13 protein-coding genes are annotated in these 17,029 nt (G+C 70.1%); 4 read left to right on the top strand and 9 right to left on the bottom strand.

What is annotated here, in order from left to right; translation table 11 throughout:
* Positions 1-466: 466 nt before the first annotated feature.
* From ACFW2G_RS31475 to thyX, 3 genes are all read right to left on the bottom strand, one after another.
* Positions 467-2,152 carry a ribonuclease J gene (locus tag ACFW2G_RS31475; protein ID WP_384585333.1) on the bottom strand — a complete coding sequence of 562 codons (1,686 nt, stop codon included), beginning with the start codon at positions 2,150-2,152 and terminating at the stop codon, positions 467-469.
* Between the two features lie 123 nt (positions 2,153-2,275).
* Positions 2,276-3,175 carry a 4-hydroxy-tetrahydrodipicolinate synthase gene (gene dapA, locus ACFW2G_RS31470; RefSeq protein WP_384455027.1) on the bottom strand — a complete coding sequence of 300 codons (900 nt, stop codon included), beginning with the start codon at positions 3,173-3,175 and terminating at the stop codon, positions 2,276-2,278.
* Positions 3,176-3,385: 210 nt separating this feature from the next.
* Positions 3,386-4,126 carry an FAD-dependent thymidylate synthase gene (thyX, locus tag ACFW2G_RS31465; protein ID WP_037928573.1) on the bottom strand — a complete coding sequence of 247 codons (741 nt, stop codon included), beginning with the start codon at positions 4,124-4,126 and terminating at the stop codon, positions 3,386-3,388.
* A gap of 213 nt (positions 4,127-4,339) precedes the next feature.
* Between thyX and ACFW2G_RS31460 the strand changes: the two genes are divergently transcribed.
* Together ACFW2G_RS31460 and ACFW2G_RS31455 are read left to right on the top strand one after the other, a co-directional pair.
* Positions 4,340-4,579 carry a hypothetical protein gene (locus tag ACFW2G_RS31460; protein ID WP_037928571.1) on the top strand — a complete coding sequence of 80 codons (240 nt, stop codon included), beginning with the start codon at positions 4,340-4,342 and terminating at the stop codon, positions 4,577-4,579.
* A 48-nt stretch (positions 4,580-4,627) separates the two neighbouring features.
* Positions 4,628-5,191, top strand: coding sequence for a hypothetical protein (locus ACFW2G_RS31455; protein WP_384455023.1), 564 nt, complete (start codon positions 4,628-4,630; stop codon positions 5,189-5,191).
* Positions 5,192-5,242: 51 nt separating this feature from the next.
* On the opposite strand, the gene ACFW2G_RS31450 is transcribed toward ACFW2G_RS31455, so the two are convergent.
* The 6 genes from ACFW2G_RS31450 to eccD all read right to left on the bottom strand — a co-directional run bounded on the left by ACFW2G_RS31450 (position 5,243) and on the right by eccD (position 12,457).
* Positions 5,243-5,695: a hypothetical protein gene (locus tag ACFW2G_RS31450; RefSeq protein ID WP_037928564.1), complete on the bottom strand. Its 453-nt coding sequence runs from the start codon at positions 5,693-5,695 to the stop codon at positions 5,243-5,245.
* A 15-nt stretch (positions 5,696-5,710) separates the two neighbouring features.
* Positions 5,711-6,463: a 4-hydroxy-tetrahydrodipicolinate reductase gene (gene dapB, locus ACFW2G_RS31445; RefSeq protein WP_384455017.1), complete on the bottom strand. Its 753-nt coding sequence runs from the start codon at positions 6,461-6,463 to the stop codon at positions 5,711-5,713.
* Between the two features lie 101 nt (positions 6,464-6,564).
* Positions 6,565-7,944: a pitrilysin family protein gene (locus ACFW2G_RS31440; protein ID WP_037928558.1), complete on the bottom strand. Its 1,380-nt coding sequence runs from the start codon at positions 7,942-7,944 to the stop codon at positions 6,565-6,567.
* A complete protein-coding gene (locus ACFW2G_RS31435; protein ID WP_037928555.1) occupies positions 7,941-10,163 on the bottom strand; it encodes a polyribonucleotide nucleotidyltransferase in 2,223 nt (740 codons plus the stop codon). The genes ACFW2G_RS31440 and ACFW2G_RS31435 overlap by 4 nt, the downstream gene beginning before the upstream one ends.
* 307 nt (positions 10,164-10,470) lie before the next feature.
* Positions 10,471-10,758 carry a 30S ribosomal protein S15 gene (rpsO, locus tag ACFW2G_RS31430; protein WP_030011220.1) on the bottom strand — a complete coding sequence of 96 codons (288 nt, stop codon included), beginning with the start codon at positions 10,756-10,758 and terminating at the stop codon, positions 10,471-10,473.
* Positions 10,759-10,939: 181 nt separating this feature from the next.
* Complete coding sequence (eccD, locus tag ACFW2G_RS31425) at positions 10,940-12,457, bottom strand: type VII secretion integral membrane protein EccD (protein ID WP_384585329.1); 1,518 nt, start codon at positions 12,455-12,457, stop codon at positions 10,940-10,942.
* A gap of 196 nt (positions 12,458-12,653) precedes the next feature.
* Between eccD and ACFW2G_RS31420 the strand changes: the two genes are divergently transcribed.
* Positions 12,654-16,610, top strand: coding sequence for a type VII secretion protein EccC (locus ACFW2G_RS31420; RefSeq protein ID WP_037928549.1), 3,957 nt, complete (start codon positions 12,654-12,656; stop codon positions 16,608-16,610).
* Positions 16,611-16,719: 109 nt separating this feature from the next.
* Positions 16,720-16,965: a DUF397 domain-containing protein gene (locus tag ACFW2G_RS31415; protein ID WP_030651192.1), complete on the top strand. Its 246-nt coding sequence runs from the start codon at positions 16,720-16,722 to the stop codon at positions 16,963-16,965.
* Positions 16,966-17,029: the final 64 nt, after the last annotated feature.

Genomic DNA, 17,029 nt, shown 5'->3' with positions numbered 1-17,029 from the left:
ATTTTTGGCACGCTGTTGAGTTCTCAAGGAACGGACGCTTCCTTTGTACTCACCCCAGCGACACTCGCTGCGGCTTTCCTCCGGGCTTTCGTTCTACTGTCTTGCGTTTCCGACTCTATCAGACTCTTTCGTGTCCGATTTCCTCGGCGCTTTCCAGGTTTCCGCTTTTGCGTTTCCCTTTCCGGCGATTCCAACCTTACCAGACCATTTCCGCGCCTTGCTTCTCGAAAGTTGCAATCGGCTTGGATTGGAATTCTGAGGCCGTTGGAGGGCCTTTCCCTTTCGGGCGGATCAGACCATATCAGGTTTCCCCGGGTCTGATTGCCACCGGCCGCACGACTGGGCCCGGACACACGTGTGTTCCGGGTTGCCTTGCTGGGTGGAGACGTAAACGTACTGGAGCGGGGCCCCCGGATGCAAATCCGGTTGCCCCGCTCCGGTGACGGCGCTAAGGCGAGGGCCTGGATCAGACCTCGACGACGACCGGGAGGATCATCGGGCGCCGGCGGTAGCTGTCCGAGACCCACTTGCCCATCGTGCGACGGACGAGCTGCTGGATCTGGTGCGGTTCGGCAACCCCGTCGGCCGCGGCGCGGGCGATGGCTTCCTCGATCTTCGTGATGACCGGGCCGAAGGCCGCGTCGTCGATGCCGGAGCCGCGGGCCTGGATGTTCGGGCCGCTGACCACCTTGCCGGTGGTGCTGTCCACCACGACGTAGACCGAGATGATGCCCTCGTCGCCGAGGATCCGGCGGTCCTTGAGGGAGGACTCGGTGACGTCGCCGACCGAGAGGCCGTCCACGTAGACGTAGCCGGCCTGCACCTTTCCGGAAATACGGGCCTTGCCGTCGACGAGGTCGACGACGACGCCGTCCTCGGCGATGACGATCCGGTCCTTGGGGACGCCCGTCATGGCACCGAGTTCGGCATTGGCACGCAGGTGGCGCCATTCGCCGTGGACCGGCATCAGGTTCCGCGGCTTGCAGATGTTGTAGAAGTACAGCAGCTCGCCGGCCGAGGCGTGGCCCGAGACGTGCACCTTGGCATTGCCCTTGTGGACGACGTTGGCGCCCCAGCGGGTCAGGCCGTTGATCACGCGGTAGACGGCGTTCTCGTTGCCCGGGATCAGGGACGACGCCAGGATCACCGTGTCGCCGGGGACGATCCGGATCTGGTGGTCGCGGTTCGCCATGCGGGACAGCGCCGCCATCGGCTCGCCCTGGGAGCCGGTGCAGACCAGCACGACCTCCTCGGGCGGCAGGTCGTCGAGCGTCTTGACGTCCACGACGAGGCCCGCCGGGACCCGGAGGTATCCCAGGTCGCGGGCGATACCCATGTTGCGGACCATCGAACGGCCGACGAAGGCGACCCGGCGGCCGTACTCGTGGGCGGCGTCGAGGATCTGCTGGATGCGGTGCACGTGGCTGGCGAAGCTGGCCACGATGATCCGGTGGTGGGCGTTGGCGAAGACGTTCCGCAGGACCGTGGAGATCTCGCGCTCCGGCGGGACGAAGCCCGGGACCTCGGCGTTCGTCGAGTCGGACAGCAGGAGGTCGATGCCCTCCTCGCTCAGGCGCGCGAAGGCGTGCAGGTCCGTGAGCCGCTTGTCCAGCGGGAGCTGGTCCATCTTGAAGTCGCCGGTGGCGACGACCAGGCCCGCGCCCGTGCGGATGGCCACGGCCAGCGCGTCCGGGATGGAGTGGTTGACCGCGATGAACTCACAGTCGAAGGGGCCGAGGCCCTCGCGCTCCCCCTCCTTCACCTCAAGGGTGTAGGGGCGGATGCGGTGCTCCTGGAGCTTGGCCTCGATGAGGGCCAGCGTCAGCTTGGAGCCGATCAGCGGGATGTCCGGCTTCTCCCGCAGGAGGTAGGGGACGGCGCCGATGTGGTCTTCGTGGCCGTGGGTGAGGACGATGCCCTCGATGTCGTCGAGGCGGTCCCGGATGGACGAGAAGTCCGGCAGGATCAGGTCGATGCCGGGCTGCTCCTCCTCGGGGAAAAGGACACCGCAGTCGACGATCAGGAGGCGGCCGTCGTACTCGAAGACGGTCATGTTGCGGCCGATCTCGCCGAGGCCACCCAGGGGGGTGACCCTGAGGCCGCCCTTGGGCAGCTTCGGCGGCGGACCGAGTTCCGGATGCGGATGGCTCAAAAGTGTCTCCTCACCACGCACGCCACGTACCCGGAAGGCACGTGGCGCGCATGTCATTCGTGCACTTGCTGTTGTCTGCTCTGTATTTGTTCGGTGGTGCTTATTGAGTTGTGAAGTCTGTTGTCAGAGCTGTACCCCGCCCGCGGCAAGATCGATCTTGAGCTGGGCCGTCTCTTCGTCGGTCAGTTCGATCAGCGGGAGTCGCAGCGGGCCGGCCGGCAGGCCCTGGAGCTTCAGCGCGGCCTTGGTCGTCATCACACCCTGGGTGCGGAACATCCCGGTGAAGACGGGGAGCAGCTTCTGGTGGATCTCGGCAGCCTTCTGGACGTCTCCGGCGAGGTGGGCCTCCAGCATCGCCCGCAGCTCGGGCGTGACCAGGTGGCCCACGACGGAGACGAAGCCGACGGCGCCCACTGACAGGAGCGGCAGGTTCAGCATGTCGTCGCCCGAGTACCAGGCGAGGCCGCTCCGTGCGATCGCCCAGCCGGCCTGGCCGAGGTCGCCCTTGGCGTCCTTGTTGGCCACGATACGGGGGTGCTCGGCCAGCCGGACCAGGGTTTCGGTCTCGATCGGGACACCGCTGCGGCCGGGGATGTCGTAGAGCATGACCGGCAGCTCGGTGGCGTCGGCGATCGCCGTGAAGTGCCGGTAGAGGCCCTCCTGCGGGGGCTTGCTGTAGTACGGGGTCACGGCGAGCAGGCCGTGTGCGCCGGTGCGCTCGGCCTGGCGGGCCAGCTCCAGCGTGTGGCGGGTGTCGTTCGTACCGATGCCGGCGACCACGTGGGCGCGGTCTCCGACGGCTTCGAGGACGGCTCGTACGAGGTCGTTTTTCTCCGCGTCGGTGGTGGTGGGCGACTCGCCGGTGGTGCCGTTGATGATCAGACCGTCGTTGCCTGCGTCCACCAGGTGGACGGCGAGCTGCTGCGCGCCGTCGAGATCGAGAGCGCCATCCGCCGCGAACGGCGTGATCATGGCGGTGAGGACCCGCCCGAAGGGGGTCTGCGGAGTCGAGATCGGAGCCATGGGTAACACGCTACTCGCTGCCATGCTCGCGGTGTCCCCTCGGGGGACGTCAACAGGGTGTTGGACGCCGGCACTGCCTGCTCGGGGGTTCAGGCAGTGCCGGGTCCGTTTGATCAGCCTAGATGAAGTTTACGAAACGTCGCAATACGGACACTTCGGACTTGACTCCGTACATCTGTACGCTGCGGGCACATCGGCCTGCAACGGCCCTTACGGGGCAACGCGACCGTTGCCGTTGTACGCGGCGTACGTCAGCGGCATGAGCCGGGCCCAGTGCTGCTCCATCTTCTCGCCGACCATCTCGATCTCCCGCTGCGGGAAGGACGGGACGGTGGCGAGCTCGTGCTGGGTGCGCAGACCGAGGAAGTGCATCAGCGAGCGCGCGTTGCAGGTGGCGTACATCGAGGAGAACAGGCCGACCGGCAGGACCGAACGGGCCACCTCTCGGGCTACGCCCGCGGCGAGCATCTCCCGGTAGGCCTCGTACGCCTGAACGTACGAGTCCTCCATGACGCGCGCGGTCAGCTCTTGCTGCGCCTGGGTGCCCTCGACGAAGACGTACTTGCCGGGGCGGCCCTCCTGGACGAGCTTGCGCTCGGCGTCGGGGACGTAGAAGACCGGTTCGAGCTCCCTGTAGCGGCCCGACTCCTCGTTGTACGACCAGCCCACGCGGTGCCGCATGAACTCGCGGAAGACGAAGATCGGGGCGCTGATGAAGAAGGTCATCGAGTTGTGCTCGAAGGGGCTGCCGTGACGGTCCCGCATCAGGTAATTGATGAGCCCCTTCGAGCGCTCCGGGTCCTTCTGGAGCTCCTCCAGCGACTGCTCGCCGGCCGTGGAGACGCGAGCCGCCCAGAGCACGTCGGAGTCGGCGGCGGAGTGCTTTACCAGCTCCACCGTCACGTCGCTGCGGAAGCTGGGTTTCAGATCTGAAGCGGCGGTCTCGCTCACCGGGGGTCCTTCCAAACGTGCGTCCTGGGGCGCGCCCACTCTACGGCGCGCCTCGCCGGTCCCCGTGCACGCTCACCTGCCGCCGGTGCACCGGCGCAGCTGACGCGCAGCCACGAATTCCGGTCGATGTCCGCATATCCGGCACGGATTGGGCGGCCCGTACGTCCTACAGGACAGAACGCACACGCATCGAGCCCGAGGAGATTGCCTCTCATGTTTCGCCGGAGCGAACCCGTCCCGTTCGCCTTCGTCGCCGAGGCCGACCGCTTCCGCAGCAATGTCACTCCACCGCCGCGCGAGCGCCTGGGCAGGGCCCAGTTGACCGCCCGTAGTCTGGTCGGCCTGACCGTGGTCGCGGGGCTCGCCGGCTCGCTGCTCTTCGGAATACCCGCACTGCAGCCGAACAAGGCCCCGGAGAAGTCGCAGCAGTCGACTGCGTCCGAGGGGCGGTAGCCTCACGGGCACAGCCCTACCGAACGTGCATGTGAGTGAGGTCCAGCCGTGCCCCTGCCCTTCCTGACGGCCGACGGCGTGTCCGACGCGGACGACGACGGCGACGAGGTCCTGGCCCACGCCGACGACGACCGCTGGCAACGCCCCTACCGGCCCGGCCCCTGGCGCGTGGCCATCTCCGCGGTGCTGCTGCTGCTGTCCGCCTTCATGCTCCTGGCCACCATGATCGTCGCCTTCGCCGGCGGCGGCTGGGCCGGCGCGGGCGCGTGCCTGGTCGCCGCACTCGCCGTCCTCGCTTCGGCGCTGCAGATGCTGCGCGTGGGCGTATGGGTCAGCCGTACGGGCCTGCGCAGGGTCGGCTTCTTCGTCACCCGGACGATCGCCTGGAACGCTGTCACCGAGATCCGCACGGTGCAGCAGCCGGTGCGCTGGCTCGGCCTGCCGCGGACCGTTCAGGGGCAGGCACTGACGGTGTCCGCCCGGGGCGTCGAGGAGCCGCCGGTGCTGCTGACCGACCACAGCGCCGACTTCCTGTCACGGGCCGAGGCCTTCGACCGGGCCGCGGACGCGGTCGAAGCCTGGGCCGAGGAGTACCGGCCGGTGCCCGCCTGACCCCGGGTCGCGGGGTACGACGGGACACGCCGCGAAGGGCCCGTACAGGTGTCAGACCTGTACGGGCTTCTTGTCGTGCAGGGCGATCGCCCGCTGCATGGCCTTGCGCGCCCGCGGGGTGTCCCGGGCGTCGTGGTAGGCGACGGCCAGCCGGAACCAGCTGCGCCAGTCCCCCGGCGCGTCCTCGGTCTCGGCCTTGCGGCGTGCGAAGACCTCGTCGGCGGAATCCCGCAGGATCCGGCCGTACTGGTCGCGCTCCAGCTCGTCCACGGGCAGTCCGCCCTCGGCCTCCAGCTCAACGGCCAGCTGGTTGGCCCTGGTGACGAACTGCGTGTTCTTCCACAGGAACCAGACGCCGATGAACGGCAGGATCAGCACGGCCACCCCGAAGGTGACGGTGAGCCAGGTGCCCTGTCGGATCAGCAGCAGTCCCCGGCTGCCGACCAGGACGAAGTAGACGACCAGCACGGCGGCCGTGATGAAATACGTGATCTTCGCGCGCATCGTGAATCAGTCCGGTCAGCCCAGGTCGAGGAAGTTTTCCAGGCCGAAGGTGAGGCCCGGGGTCTGCGCCACGCGGCGCGCGCCGAGCAGGATGCCCGGCATGAAGCTGCTGTGGTGCAGGGAGTCGTGGCGGATGGTCAGGGTTTCGCCCTCGCCGCCGAGGAGGACCTCCTGGTGCGCGAGCAGGCCGCGCAGGCGGACCGCGTGGACCGGTACGCCGTCGACGTCCGCCCCGCGCGCACCGTCGAGGGCGGTGGCCGTGGCGTCGGGCTGCGCGCCCAGGCCGGCCTCGGCACGGGCGGCCGCGATCAGCTGCGCGGTACGGGTCGCCGTACCGGAGGGGGCGTCGGCCTTGTTGGGGTGGTGCAGCTCGACGACCTCGACGGACTCGAAGTAGCGGGCGGCCTGGGCGGCGAACTTCATGGTGAGGACGGCACCGATGGAGAAGTTCGGCGCGATGAGCACACCGGTCTTCGGGGAAGCGGCGAGCCACGTGTCCAGCCGGGCGAGGCGGTCCTCGGTCCAGCCGGTGGTGCCGACCACCCCGTGGATGCCGTGGCGGACGAGAAACTCAAGGTTGTCCATCACGGAGGCGGGGGTGGTCAGCTCGACCGCGACCTGGGCGCCGGTCTCGGCCAACGTCTGGAGGCTGTCACCGCGGCCGAGCGCCGCAACCAGCTCCATGTCCTCCGCCGCCTCGATGGCCTTGACGGCCTCGGAGCCGATCCGGCCCCCGGCCCCGAGGACTGCCACGCGCAGCTTGCTCATAGTCACTTCCTTACCTGTGTACGGAATCGAGGGGTGTCTTGCCGATCAGGCCGGATCGGGCGCCAGGCCCCGCGAGCCCGGCATGATCGGCGAGGCACCCCCTAGGCGACGACCCCGTCGAGGCGGGCGGCCTGCTTCTCCTTCAGCGGGCCGATGACCGCCAGCGAGGGCCGCTGGGCCAGCACGTCCTGGGCGACCGCGCGGACGTCGTCCGGGGTCACGGCAGCGATCTGGGCGAGCATGTCGTCGACCGACATCTGGTCGCCCCAGCACAGCTCGCTCTTGCCGATCCGGTTCATGAGCGCGCCGGTGTCCTCCAGGCCGAGGACGGTGGAGCCCGAGAGCTGGCCGATGGCCCGCTTGATCTCCTCGTCGCCGATCCCGTCGGCGGCGACCTTGTCGAGCTCGTCGCGGCAGATCCGCAGGACGTCGTGGACCTGGCTGGGCCGGCAGCCCGCGTACACGCCGAAGAGGCCGGTGTCGGCGAAGCCCGAGGTGTACGAGTACACGCTGTAGGCCAGGCCCCGCTTCTCGCGGACCTCCTGGAAGAGGCGGGAGGACATGCCGCCACCGAGGGCGGTGTTCAGCACACCGAGCGCCCAGCGGCGCCCGTCCGTGCGAGCCAGGCCGGGCATGCCGAGGACCACGTGCGCCTGCTCGGTCTTGCGGCTCACCAGGTCGACCCGGCCGGCGGAGCGGATGCGCCGGGTGCCGGTGCGCGGGCCGATCGGCTCCGCGTCGGTGCGGGTCAGGGCACCGGCCCTCTCGAAGGCGGCGCGGACCTGGCGTACGACCTTGTTGTGGTCGACGTTGCCTGCGGCGGCCACGACCAGGTGGGTCGGGTCGTAGTGCTTCTTGTAGAAGCGGCGGATCCGGTCGGCGCCGAGGGCGTTGATCGTGTCGACGGTGCCCAGGACGGGCCGGCCCAGCGGGGTGTCACCGTACATGGTCTGCGCAAACAGGTCGTGGACCATGTCGCCCGGGTCGTCCTCGGTCATCGCGATCTCTTCGAGGATGACCCCGCGCTCGGCGTCGACGTCCTCCTCGCGGATCAGCGAGCCGGTGAGCATGTCGCAGACCACGTCGATGGCGAGCGGCAGGTCGGTGTCGAGCACCCGTGCGTAGTAGCAGGTGTACTCCTTCGCCGTGAAGGCGTTCATCTCGCCGCCGACCGCATCGATCGCGGAGGAGATGTCGAGGGCGCTGCGCCTGGCGGTGCCCTTGAAGAGGAGGTGCTCCAGGTAGTGCGTGGCGCCGTTCAGCGTGGGCGTCTCGTCGCGGGAGCCGACGTGCGCCCAGATGCCGAAGGTGGCGGAGCGGACGGAGGGCAGCGTCTCGGTGACGACGCGCAGTCCGCCGGGCAGGACGGTGCGGCGCACGGTGCCGATGCCGTTCTGCCCCTTGAGCAGGGTTTGGGTACGGGCGACGGCCCGCCCCTCCGAAGAGGGGCGGGCCGTCACACGGGAACTACGCGACGTCACTTGTCGGAGTCGTCCTTGTCAGCCTCGTCGGCGGCGTCCTCGCCCTCGATCACGGGGATCAGGGAGAGCTTGCCGCGCTGGTCGATCTCGGCGATCTCGACCTGGACCTTGGCGCCGACCCCGAGCACGTCCTCGACGTTCTCCACGCGCTTGCCACCGGCGAGCTTGCGGATCTGCGAGATGTGCAGCAGGCCGTCCTTGCCGGGGAGCAGGGAGACGAAGGCACCGAAGGTGGTGGTCTTGACGACCGTACCCAGGTAGCGCTCGCCGACCTCCGGCATGGTCGGGTTGGCGATGCCGTTGATCGTGGCGCGGGCGGCCTCGGCGGCCGGTCCGTCCGCGGCACCGATGTAGATGGTGCCGTCGTCCTCGATCGTGATCTCGGCGCCGGTGTCCTCCTGGATCTGGTTGATCATCTTGCCCTTGGGGCCGATGACCTCACCGATCTTGTCCACCGGGATCTTGACGGTGATGATCCGCGGGGCGTTCGGGGACATCTCGTCCGGCGTGTCGATCGCTTCCATCATCACGTCGAGGATGTGGAGACGGGCGTCGCGGGCCTGCTTGAGGGCGGCGGCCAGGACGGAGGCCGGGATGCCGTCGAGCTTGGTGTCCAGCTGGAGCGCGGTGACGAACTCCTTGGTGCCGGCGACCTTGAAGTCCATGTCGCCGAAGGCGTCCTCCGCACCGAGGATGTCGGTGAGGGCGACGTAGTGGGTCTTGCCGTCGATCTCCTGGGAGATCAGGCCCATGGCGATACCGGCGACGGGGGCCTTGAGGGGCACACCGGCGTTCAGCAGCGACATGGTGGAGGCGCAGACCGAGCCCATGGACGTCGAGCCGTTGGAGCCGAGGGCCTCGGACACCTGGCGGATCGCGTAGGGGAACTCCTCGCGGGTGGGCAGGACCGGCACGATCGCGCGCTCGGCGAGCGCGCCGTGGCCGATCTCGCGGCGCTTGGGCGAACCGACGCGGCCGGTCTCGCCAACGGAGTACGGCGGGAAGTTGTAGTTGTGCATGTAGCGCTTGCGGGTCACCGGGGAGAGGGTGTCCAGCTGCTGCTCCATGCGGAGCATGTTGAGGGTGGTGACGCCCAGGATCTGGGTCTCGCCACGCTCGAAGAGCGCCGAGCCGTGCACGCGCGGGATGGCCTCGACCTCGGCGGCGAGGGTGCGGATGTCGGTGATCCCGCGGCCGTCGATGCGGACCTTGTCCTTGATGACGCGCTCGCGCACCAGGGCCTTGGTCAGGCTGCGGTAGGCGGCGGAGATCTCCTTCTCGCGGCCCTCGAAGGCCGGGAGGAGCTTCTCGGCGGCGATCTCCTTGACGCGGTCCAGCTCGGCCTCGCGGTCCTGCTTGCCCGCGATGGTCAGCGCCTGGGAGAGCTCGCCCTTGACGGCGGCCGCGAGGGCCTCGTAGACGTCGTCCTGGTAGTCCAGGAAGACCGGGAACTCGCCCTCGGGCTTGGCGGCCTTGGCGGCCAGGTCGGCCTGGGCCTTGCAGAGGACCTTGATGAACGGCTTCGCGGCTTCGAGGCCCGCGGCCACGATCTCCTCGGTCGGCGCCTCGGCGCCGCCCTTGACGAGGGCGATGGTCTTCTCGGTGGCCTCGGCCTCGACCATCATGATCGCGACGTCGCCGTCCTCCAGGGTGCGGCCGGCGACCACCATGTCGAAGACGGCGTCCTCGAGCTCGGTGTGCGTCGGGAACGCCACCCACTGGCCGCGGATCAGCGCGACGCGGACGCCGCCGATCGGGCCGGAGAAGGGCAGGCCGGCGAGCTGCGTGGACGCGGACGCGGCGTTGATCGCGATGACGTCGTACAGGTGGTCCGGGTTGAGCGCCATGACGGTGGCGACGACCTGGATCTCGTTGCGCAGGCCCTTCTTGAAGGACGGGCGCAGCGGGCGGTCGATCAGGCGGCAGGTGAGGATCGCGTCCTCGGAGGGGCGGCCCTCACGGCGGAAGAAGGAGCCGGGGATCTTGCCGGCCGCGTACTGCCGCTCCTCGACGTCCACCGTCAGGGGGAAGAAGTCGAGCTGGTCCTTGGGCTTCTTCGACGCGGTGGTGGCGGACAGCACCATCGTGTCGTCGTCCAGGTAGGCGACGGCGGAGCCGGCGGCCTGGCGGGCCAGGCGGCCCGTCTCGAAGCGGATGGTGCGGGTGCCGAAGGAACCGTTGTCAATGACGGCCTCGGCGTAGTGGGTCTCGTTCTCCACTAGCGTTTTCTCCATTTTCGTCGTCTCCGTCCGCCGCCCGTGTGGCGGAGGACGGTTGCGGAGAAGCGCTCCTGGGGTGCTGGCCGGTCTTCGATCGAAGCACCCGGTCCGTTGCCCGTGCGGGGCATTCCGGGTGCCACTACCGAGGACCGGCGGCGTGGGAGGGCGCTCCTCCTCTTCAGTTGTGCACGTCTCGTCGTCGGACGTACACGTGCGTCCGTTCCAGACTACAAAGGGACCGGTCCGTACCGCACGTACAGCAAAGGGAGCGGCCCCCGGATGTGGGAACCGCTCCCTTCACGGCGTCTTACTTGGCGCCGGCCGCACCGCGGCGGATGCCGAGGCGCTCGACCAGCGTACGGAAGCGCTGGATGTCCTTCTTGGCCAGGTACTGCAGCAGGCGGCGACGCTGGCCGACCAGGATCAGCAGACCACGACGGGAGTGGTGGTCGTGCTTGTGGGTCTTGAGGTGCTCGGTCAGGTCCGAGATGCGGCGGGACAGCATCGCGACCTGGACCTCGGGGGAGCCGGTGTCGCCCTCCTTGGCACCGAACTCGGTGATGATCTGCTTCTTCGTAGCGGCGTCGAGCGGCACGCGTACTCCTCGTTTGGTCTTCGTTGCCACCGAGTGCCCCAGGTCTGAGTCTCTGGGGAGCTTCCGTTACTCGGGAGGCGGGGTCCGCTGAGCGCAGTCCACAGACCCTCCGAGGGGAATCCGGGAGACGCGTACACAAACGGCCGTCACACAGCGTACCAGGCTGCCGCTCCGCCCCGTCTCAGCTGGTGAGAGCCCGGGCCCGGGCGTACACGTCGAGCACGGCAAGGGTCAGCGGCACCAGGCTGAGCAGGACCGCCGCCTCGGTGAGGTCGAGCAGCCTTCCCCAGAAGGGTGACAGGCCCTTGCGGGGGATGACAAGCGCAATTCCCGCGAGGAGGGCGGCGCCGGCGGCGACGGCCGCGGTGAGCCAGATCGTGCGGAGGTCCAGTCCGCTGCGGTCCTGCTCCATCACGAGGGCGTCGAGCAGGGCCTGCGGCGGGTGCAGCGACAGGCCGAGGATCAGCAGCGCGACGGCGGCGAGGCCGGCGGCCAGGGCGCACACGACCTGGGAGGTATAGCGGAAGAGGCGGGCGCGCAGCAGCATGGCGAGCCCGGTGGCCAGGGCCAGCAGGCGGCCCCAGGTGTTGTCGGAGAAGCCCAGGACGGCGGCGGCGCCGACGGCGACGGCGGCACAGCCGCCGACGAGGCCGAGCAGCATCTCGTGGCCCCGGCGGGCCTGGGCGGCGATCGCCTCGGCGTCGAGCGGGGCACCCTGCTCGTTGTGGTCCGCGCCGGCCTGGTCGCCGTAGGGCTCGGTGTCGTAGCGGTCCGGGGCCACCGCGTGATCGACGTACTCGTCGACCGCGCTCTGCGGGGCCGCGTAGCCGATGGGCAGGCGGGCGAAGCGCGCGGAGAGGCCGGGGAGGAAGGCGACGAGGCCGATGGCGACGGGCGCGCAGACGGCGGCCGCGTAGGTAGCGGAGGCCTCGGTGGCGATCGCGGCGAAGGTCGCCAGGGTGCCGGTGGCGGCGACGAAGGTGGCCGCGACGAAGGGGGCGTCGCCGCTGGGGGTGAGCGCGACGAGGGCGACGGAGGCGACCAGGACGCAGACGCACCCCAGGAGGAACTGCAGTCGGCCGGGCCCCTGGCCGGTGGCGGGGCCGATGATCCCGGATCCGGCGATCAGCAGGTGCGGGAGGGCTCCGAGGCCGAGGGCGACGGCGGAGAGGCGGTCCCGGTAGACGCGGGCGCGCACCCCGGCCACGGCGGTGAGCAGGATGCCGACGGCGCCGGCGATGACCCCGGGCAGGCCGTGCATGTCGTGGCGGACGGGGTCCGCGTACCAGAGGACGAAGCCCAGCATGACCAGCAGCACGGCGGAGCCGGCGAGACCCGCGGCGCGCAGCATGTCGTCGCTCCAGCGGTGCCGGTCACGGACGACGGCCGAGGCAACGGCGTCGGAGACGTCGTCGAAGACGGCCGGCGGCAGGGACTCGGCGAACGGGCGCAGGCTGAGCACCTCGCCGTCGAGGACCTGCTGGGCGGCGAGGGTGCGGGCGCCGTCCAGGACGGTTCCGGAGCGGCGTACGAGATGGAAGCCGGTGGGGGCGCCGACGGGCTGGGTCTGGCCGGTGAGGCGGAGCAGCTCGGGGTAGACGTCGGCGACGGCGATGTCCTCGGGGAGGGCGACGTCGATGCGGCTGTCGGGGGCCACGACGGTGACCCTGCAGAAACCCGTCGTCCCGGCCGTACTCACCTGCGTGACCCCCTTGGTTGGTGTCCGCGTCCGTACTCGATTCGCGGATGCGCATGCTGCGCGCGACACCCTACCGGGCGTATGAGCGACAGTCGGCAAGTAGGATCACCGTCGCGCTGGGGATACCCCCTGCGCGCCCGGGACTTGGGGGCGCCGGTTGCGACGTCCCGTCCGTTTTCGAGGGATTGATGCTCCGGTGAGCCAGATCGTCGTCAAACGCCCGCCGCGGTCCCTGCCGCCCGAGGTCCCCTCGGAGGAGCTGCGGCTGGAGGCGCCTCCCGAACTTCCGCGCGGGCAGCAGGAGGGCATGCTGATGCAGCTCCTGCCGATGCTCGGCATGGGCTCGTCCGTCGTCTTCTTCTTCATGCCGGGTGCGGCCCCCTTCATGCGCATCATGGGCGTGCTGATGCTGGCGTCGACGGTGGGCATGGTCGTGGCACAGCTGGTGCGCTACCGGCGCGGTACGCAGGGGCAAATGGCCGATGTACGCCGGGACTATCTCAAGTACCTCGCCCAGACGCGCCGTCAGGTGCGGCGGACCGCCCGGGCGCAGCGTGACGCGCAGCTGTACCTGCACCCGTCTCCGGAGCAGTTGTGGTCGGTGGTGGCCGACGGATCGCGGCTGTGGGAGCGGCGGGTCGGCGATCCGGACTTCGGCCAGGCCCGGCTGGGGCTGGGTGCGCAGCGTCTGGCGACCCCTCTGGTGGCGCCCGAGACCGCGCCGGTGGACGAGCTGGAGCCGCTGACGGCGGGCGCGATGCAGCGCTTCCTGAAGGTGCACTCCTCGCTGGACGGGCTGCCGATGGCGGTGTCGATGCGCGCCTTCTACCACGTGGCCGTGTCGGGGGAGCCAGAGTCGGCGCGCGGTGCGGCGCGGGCGATGGTCGCGCAGCTGGCGACGCTGCACTCCCCCGAGGACCTGATGGTGGCCGTGGTGGCCGCGCCCGGTGCGGTGCCCTCGTGGGACTGGACGAAGTGGTTGCCCCACACCCAGCTGCCAGGGCAGGTCGACGGGGCGGGTACGAAGCGGCTGTTCGGCGACGACCTCGCCGAACTGGAGGGGATGCTGGCGTCGCGGCTGGAGGGGCGCCCGCGGTTCAGCCGCGACGTGTCCCCCGTACTGGACCAGCCGCACCTGGTGGTGGTGCTGGACGGGGGCATGGTGCCCCCGGACTCGGTGTTCGCGGCGGCCGAGGGCCTGCAGGGCGTCACCATCGTCGAGGTGGTCGCGGGCGAGCTGGACGAGCCGCGCGGCGGCCTGTCGGTCGTGGTGCGTCCGGGCCGGCTGCTCCTGGAATCTGGCGGCGGCCTCGCGTACGAGGGCGTGCCGGACAGTCTGTCGCTGCCCGCGGCAGAGGCTCTGGCACGGCAGCTGGCGCCGCTGCGCACGGGTGGCGGGGACGACGACGAGCCGCTGCTGGCGAACCTGGACTTCACCGACCTGCTGAACCTGGGTGACGCCGCCGCGGTCGACGTGGCGCGGACCTGGCGGCCGCGGTCCGCCGGCGAGCGGCTGCGCGTGCCGATCGGCGTCGGCGAGGACGGCGCCCCGGTGATGCTGGACCTGAAGGAGGCTGCGCAGGAGGGCATGGGACCGCACGGCCTGTGCGTGGGTGCGACCGGTTCCGGCAAGTCGGAGCTGCTGCGCACGCTGGTGCTGGGTCTGGCGGTCACCCACACCTCGGAGACGCTGAACTTCGTGCTCGCCGACTTCAAGGGCGGTGCGACCTTCACCGGCATGGGCCAGATGCCGCACGTCGCCGCGGTGATCACGAACCTGGCGGATGACCTCACGCTCGTGGACCGCATGGGCGACTCGATCCGCGGCGAGCTGCAGCGCAGGCAGGAACTGCTGCGTTCGGCGGGCAACTACGCGAACATCCACGACTACGAGAAGGCCCGCGCGGCCGGCGCCCCGCTGGAGCCGCTGGCTTCGCTGGTGCTGGTCATCGACGAGTTCAGCGAGCTGCTGACGGCGAAGCCCGACTTCATCGACATGTTCATCCAGATCGGCCGCATCGGCCGTTCGCTGGGTGTCCACCTGCTGCTGGCGTCCCAGCGGCTGGAAGAGGGCAAGCTGCGCGGCCTGGACACGTACCTGTCCTACCGGATCGGTCTGCGGACCTTCTCGGCGGCGGAGTCCCGCACCGCGATCGGCGTGCCGGACGCCTACCACCTGCCGTCGGTGCCCGGTTCGGGCTATCTGAAGTTCGGTACGGACGAGATGGTGCGCTTCAAGGCGGCGTACGTGTCGGGCACCTACCGCTCGGGCGGGCCGGACCTGTCGGTGGGGCAGTTCCCGGTGGAGCGGCGGCCCGCGCTGTTCACGGCGGCGCCGGTGCCGGTGGTGTACGCCGCCCCGGACCCGGCGTACCTGGCGGCGCAGTCGGCGCGCGAGGACGACGCGCTCGCGGACACCGTGCTGGACGTGATCGTGAGCCGACTGGAGGGCCAGGGGGTGCCGGCGCACCAGGTGTGGCTGCCGCCGCTCGACCAGGCTCCGCCGCTGGACCAGCTGCTTCCGGCGCTGGCACCGAGCGCGGAGCGCGGGCTGCACGCGGAGGGCTACACACGGCCGGGCGGGCTGATCGTGCCGCTGGGCCTGATCGACAAGCCGTTCGAGCAGCGGCGCGAGGTGCTGTACCGGGACTTCTCCGGCGCGGCGGGCCACATGATGGTGGTCGGCGGCCCGCAGTCGGGCAAGTCGACGCTGATGCGGACGCTGATCTCCTCCTTCGCTCTGACGCACACCCCGCGCGAGGTGCAGTTCTACGGTTTGGACTTCGGCGGTGGCAGCCTGTCGGGGGTCTCCGACCTGCCGCACGTGGGCGGTATCGCCTCGCGTCTGGACCCGGAGCGGGTGCGGCGCACGGTCGCGGAGGTGGGGGGCATCCTCAACCGCCGCGAGGAGTTCTTCCGCGCGAACAACATCGACTCGATCGCCACCTACCGGCGGCGGCGCGCGGCGGGCGAGCTGCCGAACGAGCCGTGGGGCGACGTGTTCCTGATCGTCGACGGCTGGGGCAACTTCCGCGGCGAGTACGAGGTCCTGGAGCAGGTCGTCACGGACATCGCGGCGCGCGGCCTGGGTTACGGCATCCACGTGGTGATCACCGCGGGCCGGTACATGGAGGTACGGGCGGCGCTGAAGGACCAGATGCTCAGTCGGCTGGAGCTGCGGCTCGGCGACACGATGGACTCGGAGTTCGACCGGAAGGTCGCGGCGAACGTCCCCACGGGGATGCCGGGCCGCGGTCAGGTGGCGGAGAAGCTGCACTTCCTGGGCGCGCTCCCGCGGATCGACGGCTCGCACGAGGCCGAAGACCTCTCGGAGGCCACGGCTGCCTTCGTGGAGGCGGTCCGGCAGAACTGGGCGGGGCCGGCGGCTCCCGGCGTACGGCTGCTCCCGCGGCTGCTGCACAGCGACCACCTGCCCAAGGGTGGGGAGTTCCCCGAGCGCGGGATCGCGATCGGCATCGACGAGACCGATCTGGAGCCGGTGTTCGTCGACTTCGAGACCGACCCCTTCCTCCTCGTCTTCGGCGAGAGCGAGTCCGGCAAGACGAACCTGTTGCGGCTCATCGCCAAGCAGATCGCGGAGCGCTACACACCGGACCAGGCTCGGCTGGTCGTGGGCGACTACCGGCGGACCCTGCTCGGGGCGCTGCCGGAGGAGCACCTGCTGGAGTACGCGCCGATGGCGAGCTCCCTGCAGATGCACATGGAGGCGCTGGGCGGGGTGTTCTCGCGGCGGCAACCTCCGCCGGACGTCACCCCGCAGCAGCTGCGCGACCGCAGCTGGTGGACGGGACCGGACGTCTTCATCATCATCGACGACTTCGACCTGGTGGCCACGAGCCAGGGCAATCCGCTTGCGCCGCTGGTGGAGTACCTGCCGTTCGCCCGCGACACGGGGGTGCGCTTCATCATCGCGCGCAGCTCGGCGGGCGCCTCCCGATCGATGTACGAGTCGTTCATGCAACGGATCAAGGAGCTGGGCGCGCAGGGCGTCGTGCTGTCCGGTGATCCGGCCGAGGGCGATCTGGTCGGCACCGTCCGGCCGCGTCCGATGCCGCCGGGCCGGGGCTACTTCGCCTCACGCCGGAGGGGAACGTCGCTGGTCCAGCTCGGCCGGATGCCGGGCGGCATGTGAGGTCGGGGAATCCCGGGCGCCGGCCGGATCGGGGGGAAACCCGTCCCGACCGGCGGCGGCTCCCCGATAATCGGCGGGGAAGACCGCTCCACCGAAGGAAGGGCCGCCCATGGGCACTCAGCAGGAGAAGGACGAGCTGTACGCGCTCGACATCAGTGGCGTGGAGTGGGAGGGGCCGCCGGGGACCAGCCCGGACGAGGAGCGGGTGGAGATCGCGCGGCTTCCCGACGGGGCGGTGGCGATGCGGTCTTCGCTGGACCGAGAGACGGTGCTGCGCTACACGGCCGCCGAGTGGGAGGCCTTCGTACTCGGTGCCAGGGACGGCGAGTTCGACCTGGACCGGCACGAGCCCTGAGGCGTCCCGACATGCCGAAGGGGCGCGCCCGGCCTCCACGGCCATGGTGATGATGCGCTGGTCC

Origin of the sequence: Streptomyces sp. NPDC058880 (assembly GCF_042742535.1) — a bacterium.
Taxonomy (GTDB): Bacteria; Actinomycetota; Actinomycetes; order Streptomycetales; family Streptomycetaceae; genus Streptomyces.
This window is presented reverse-complemented; position numbering and strand designations above follow the sequence as displayed.

Coding starts and splice junctions, on each gene's coding strand:
- dapA (WP_384455027.1), bottom strand. CDS start 3,175: ATGGCTCCGATCTCGACTCCGCAGACCCCCTTCGGGCGGGTCCTCACC.
- ACFW2G_RS31460 (WP_037928571.1), top strand. CDS start 4,340: ATGTTTCGCCGGAGCGAACCCGTCCCGTTCGCCTTCGTCGCCGAGGCC.
- ACFW2G_RS31450 (WP_037928564.1), bottom strand. CDS start 5,695: ATGCGCGCGAAGATCACGTATTTCATCACGGCCGCCGTGCTGGTCGTC.
- dapB (WP_384455017.1), bottom strand. CDS start 6,463: ATGAGCAAGCTGCGCGTGGCAGTCCTCGGGGCCGGGGGCCGGATCGGC.
- ACFW2G_RS31415 (WP_030651192.1), top strand. CDS start 16,720: ATGGGCACTCAGCAGGAGAAGGACGAGCTGTACGCGCTCGACATCAGT.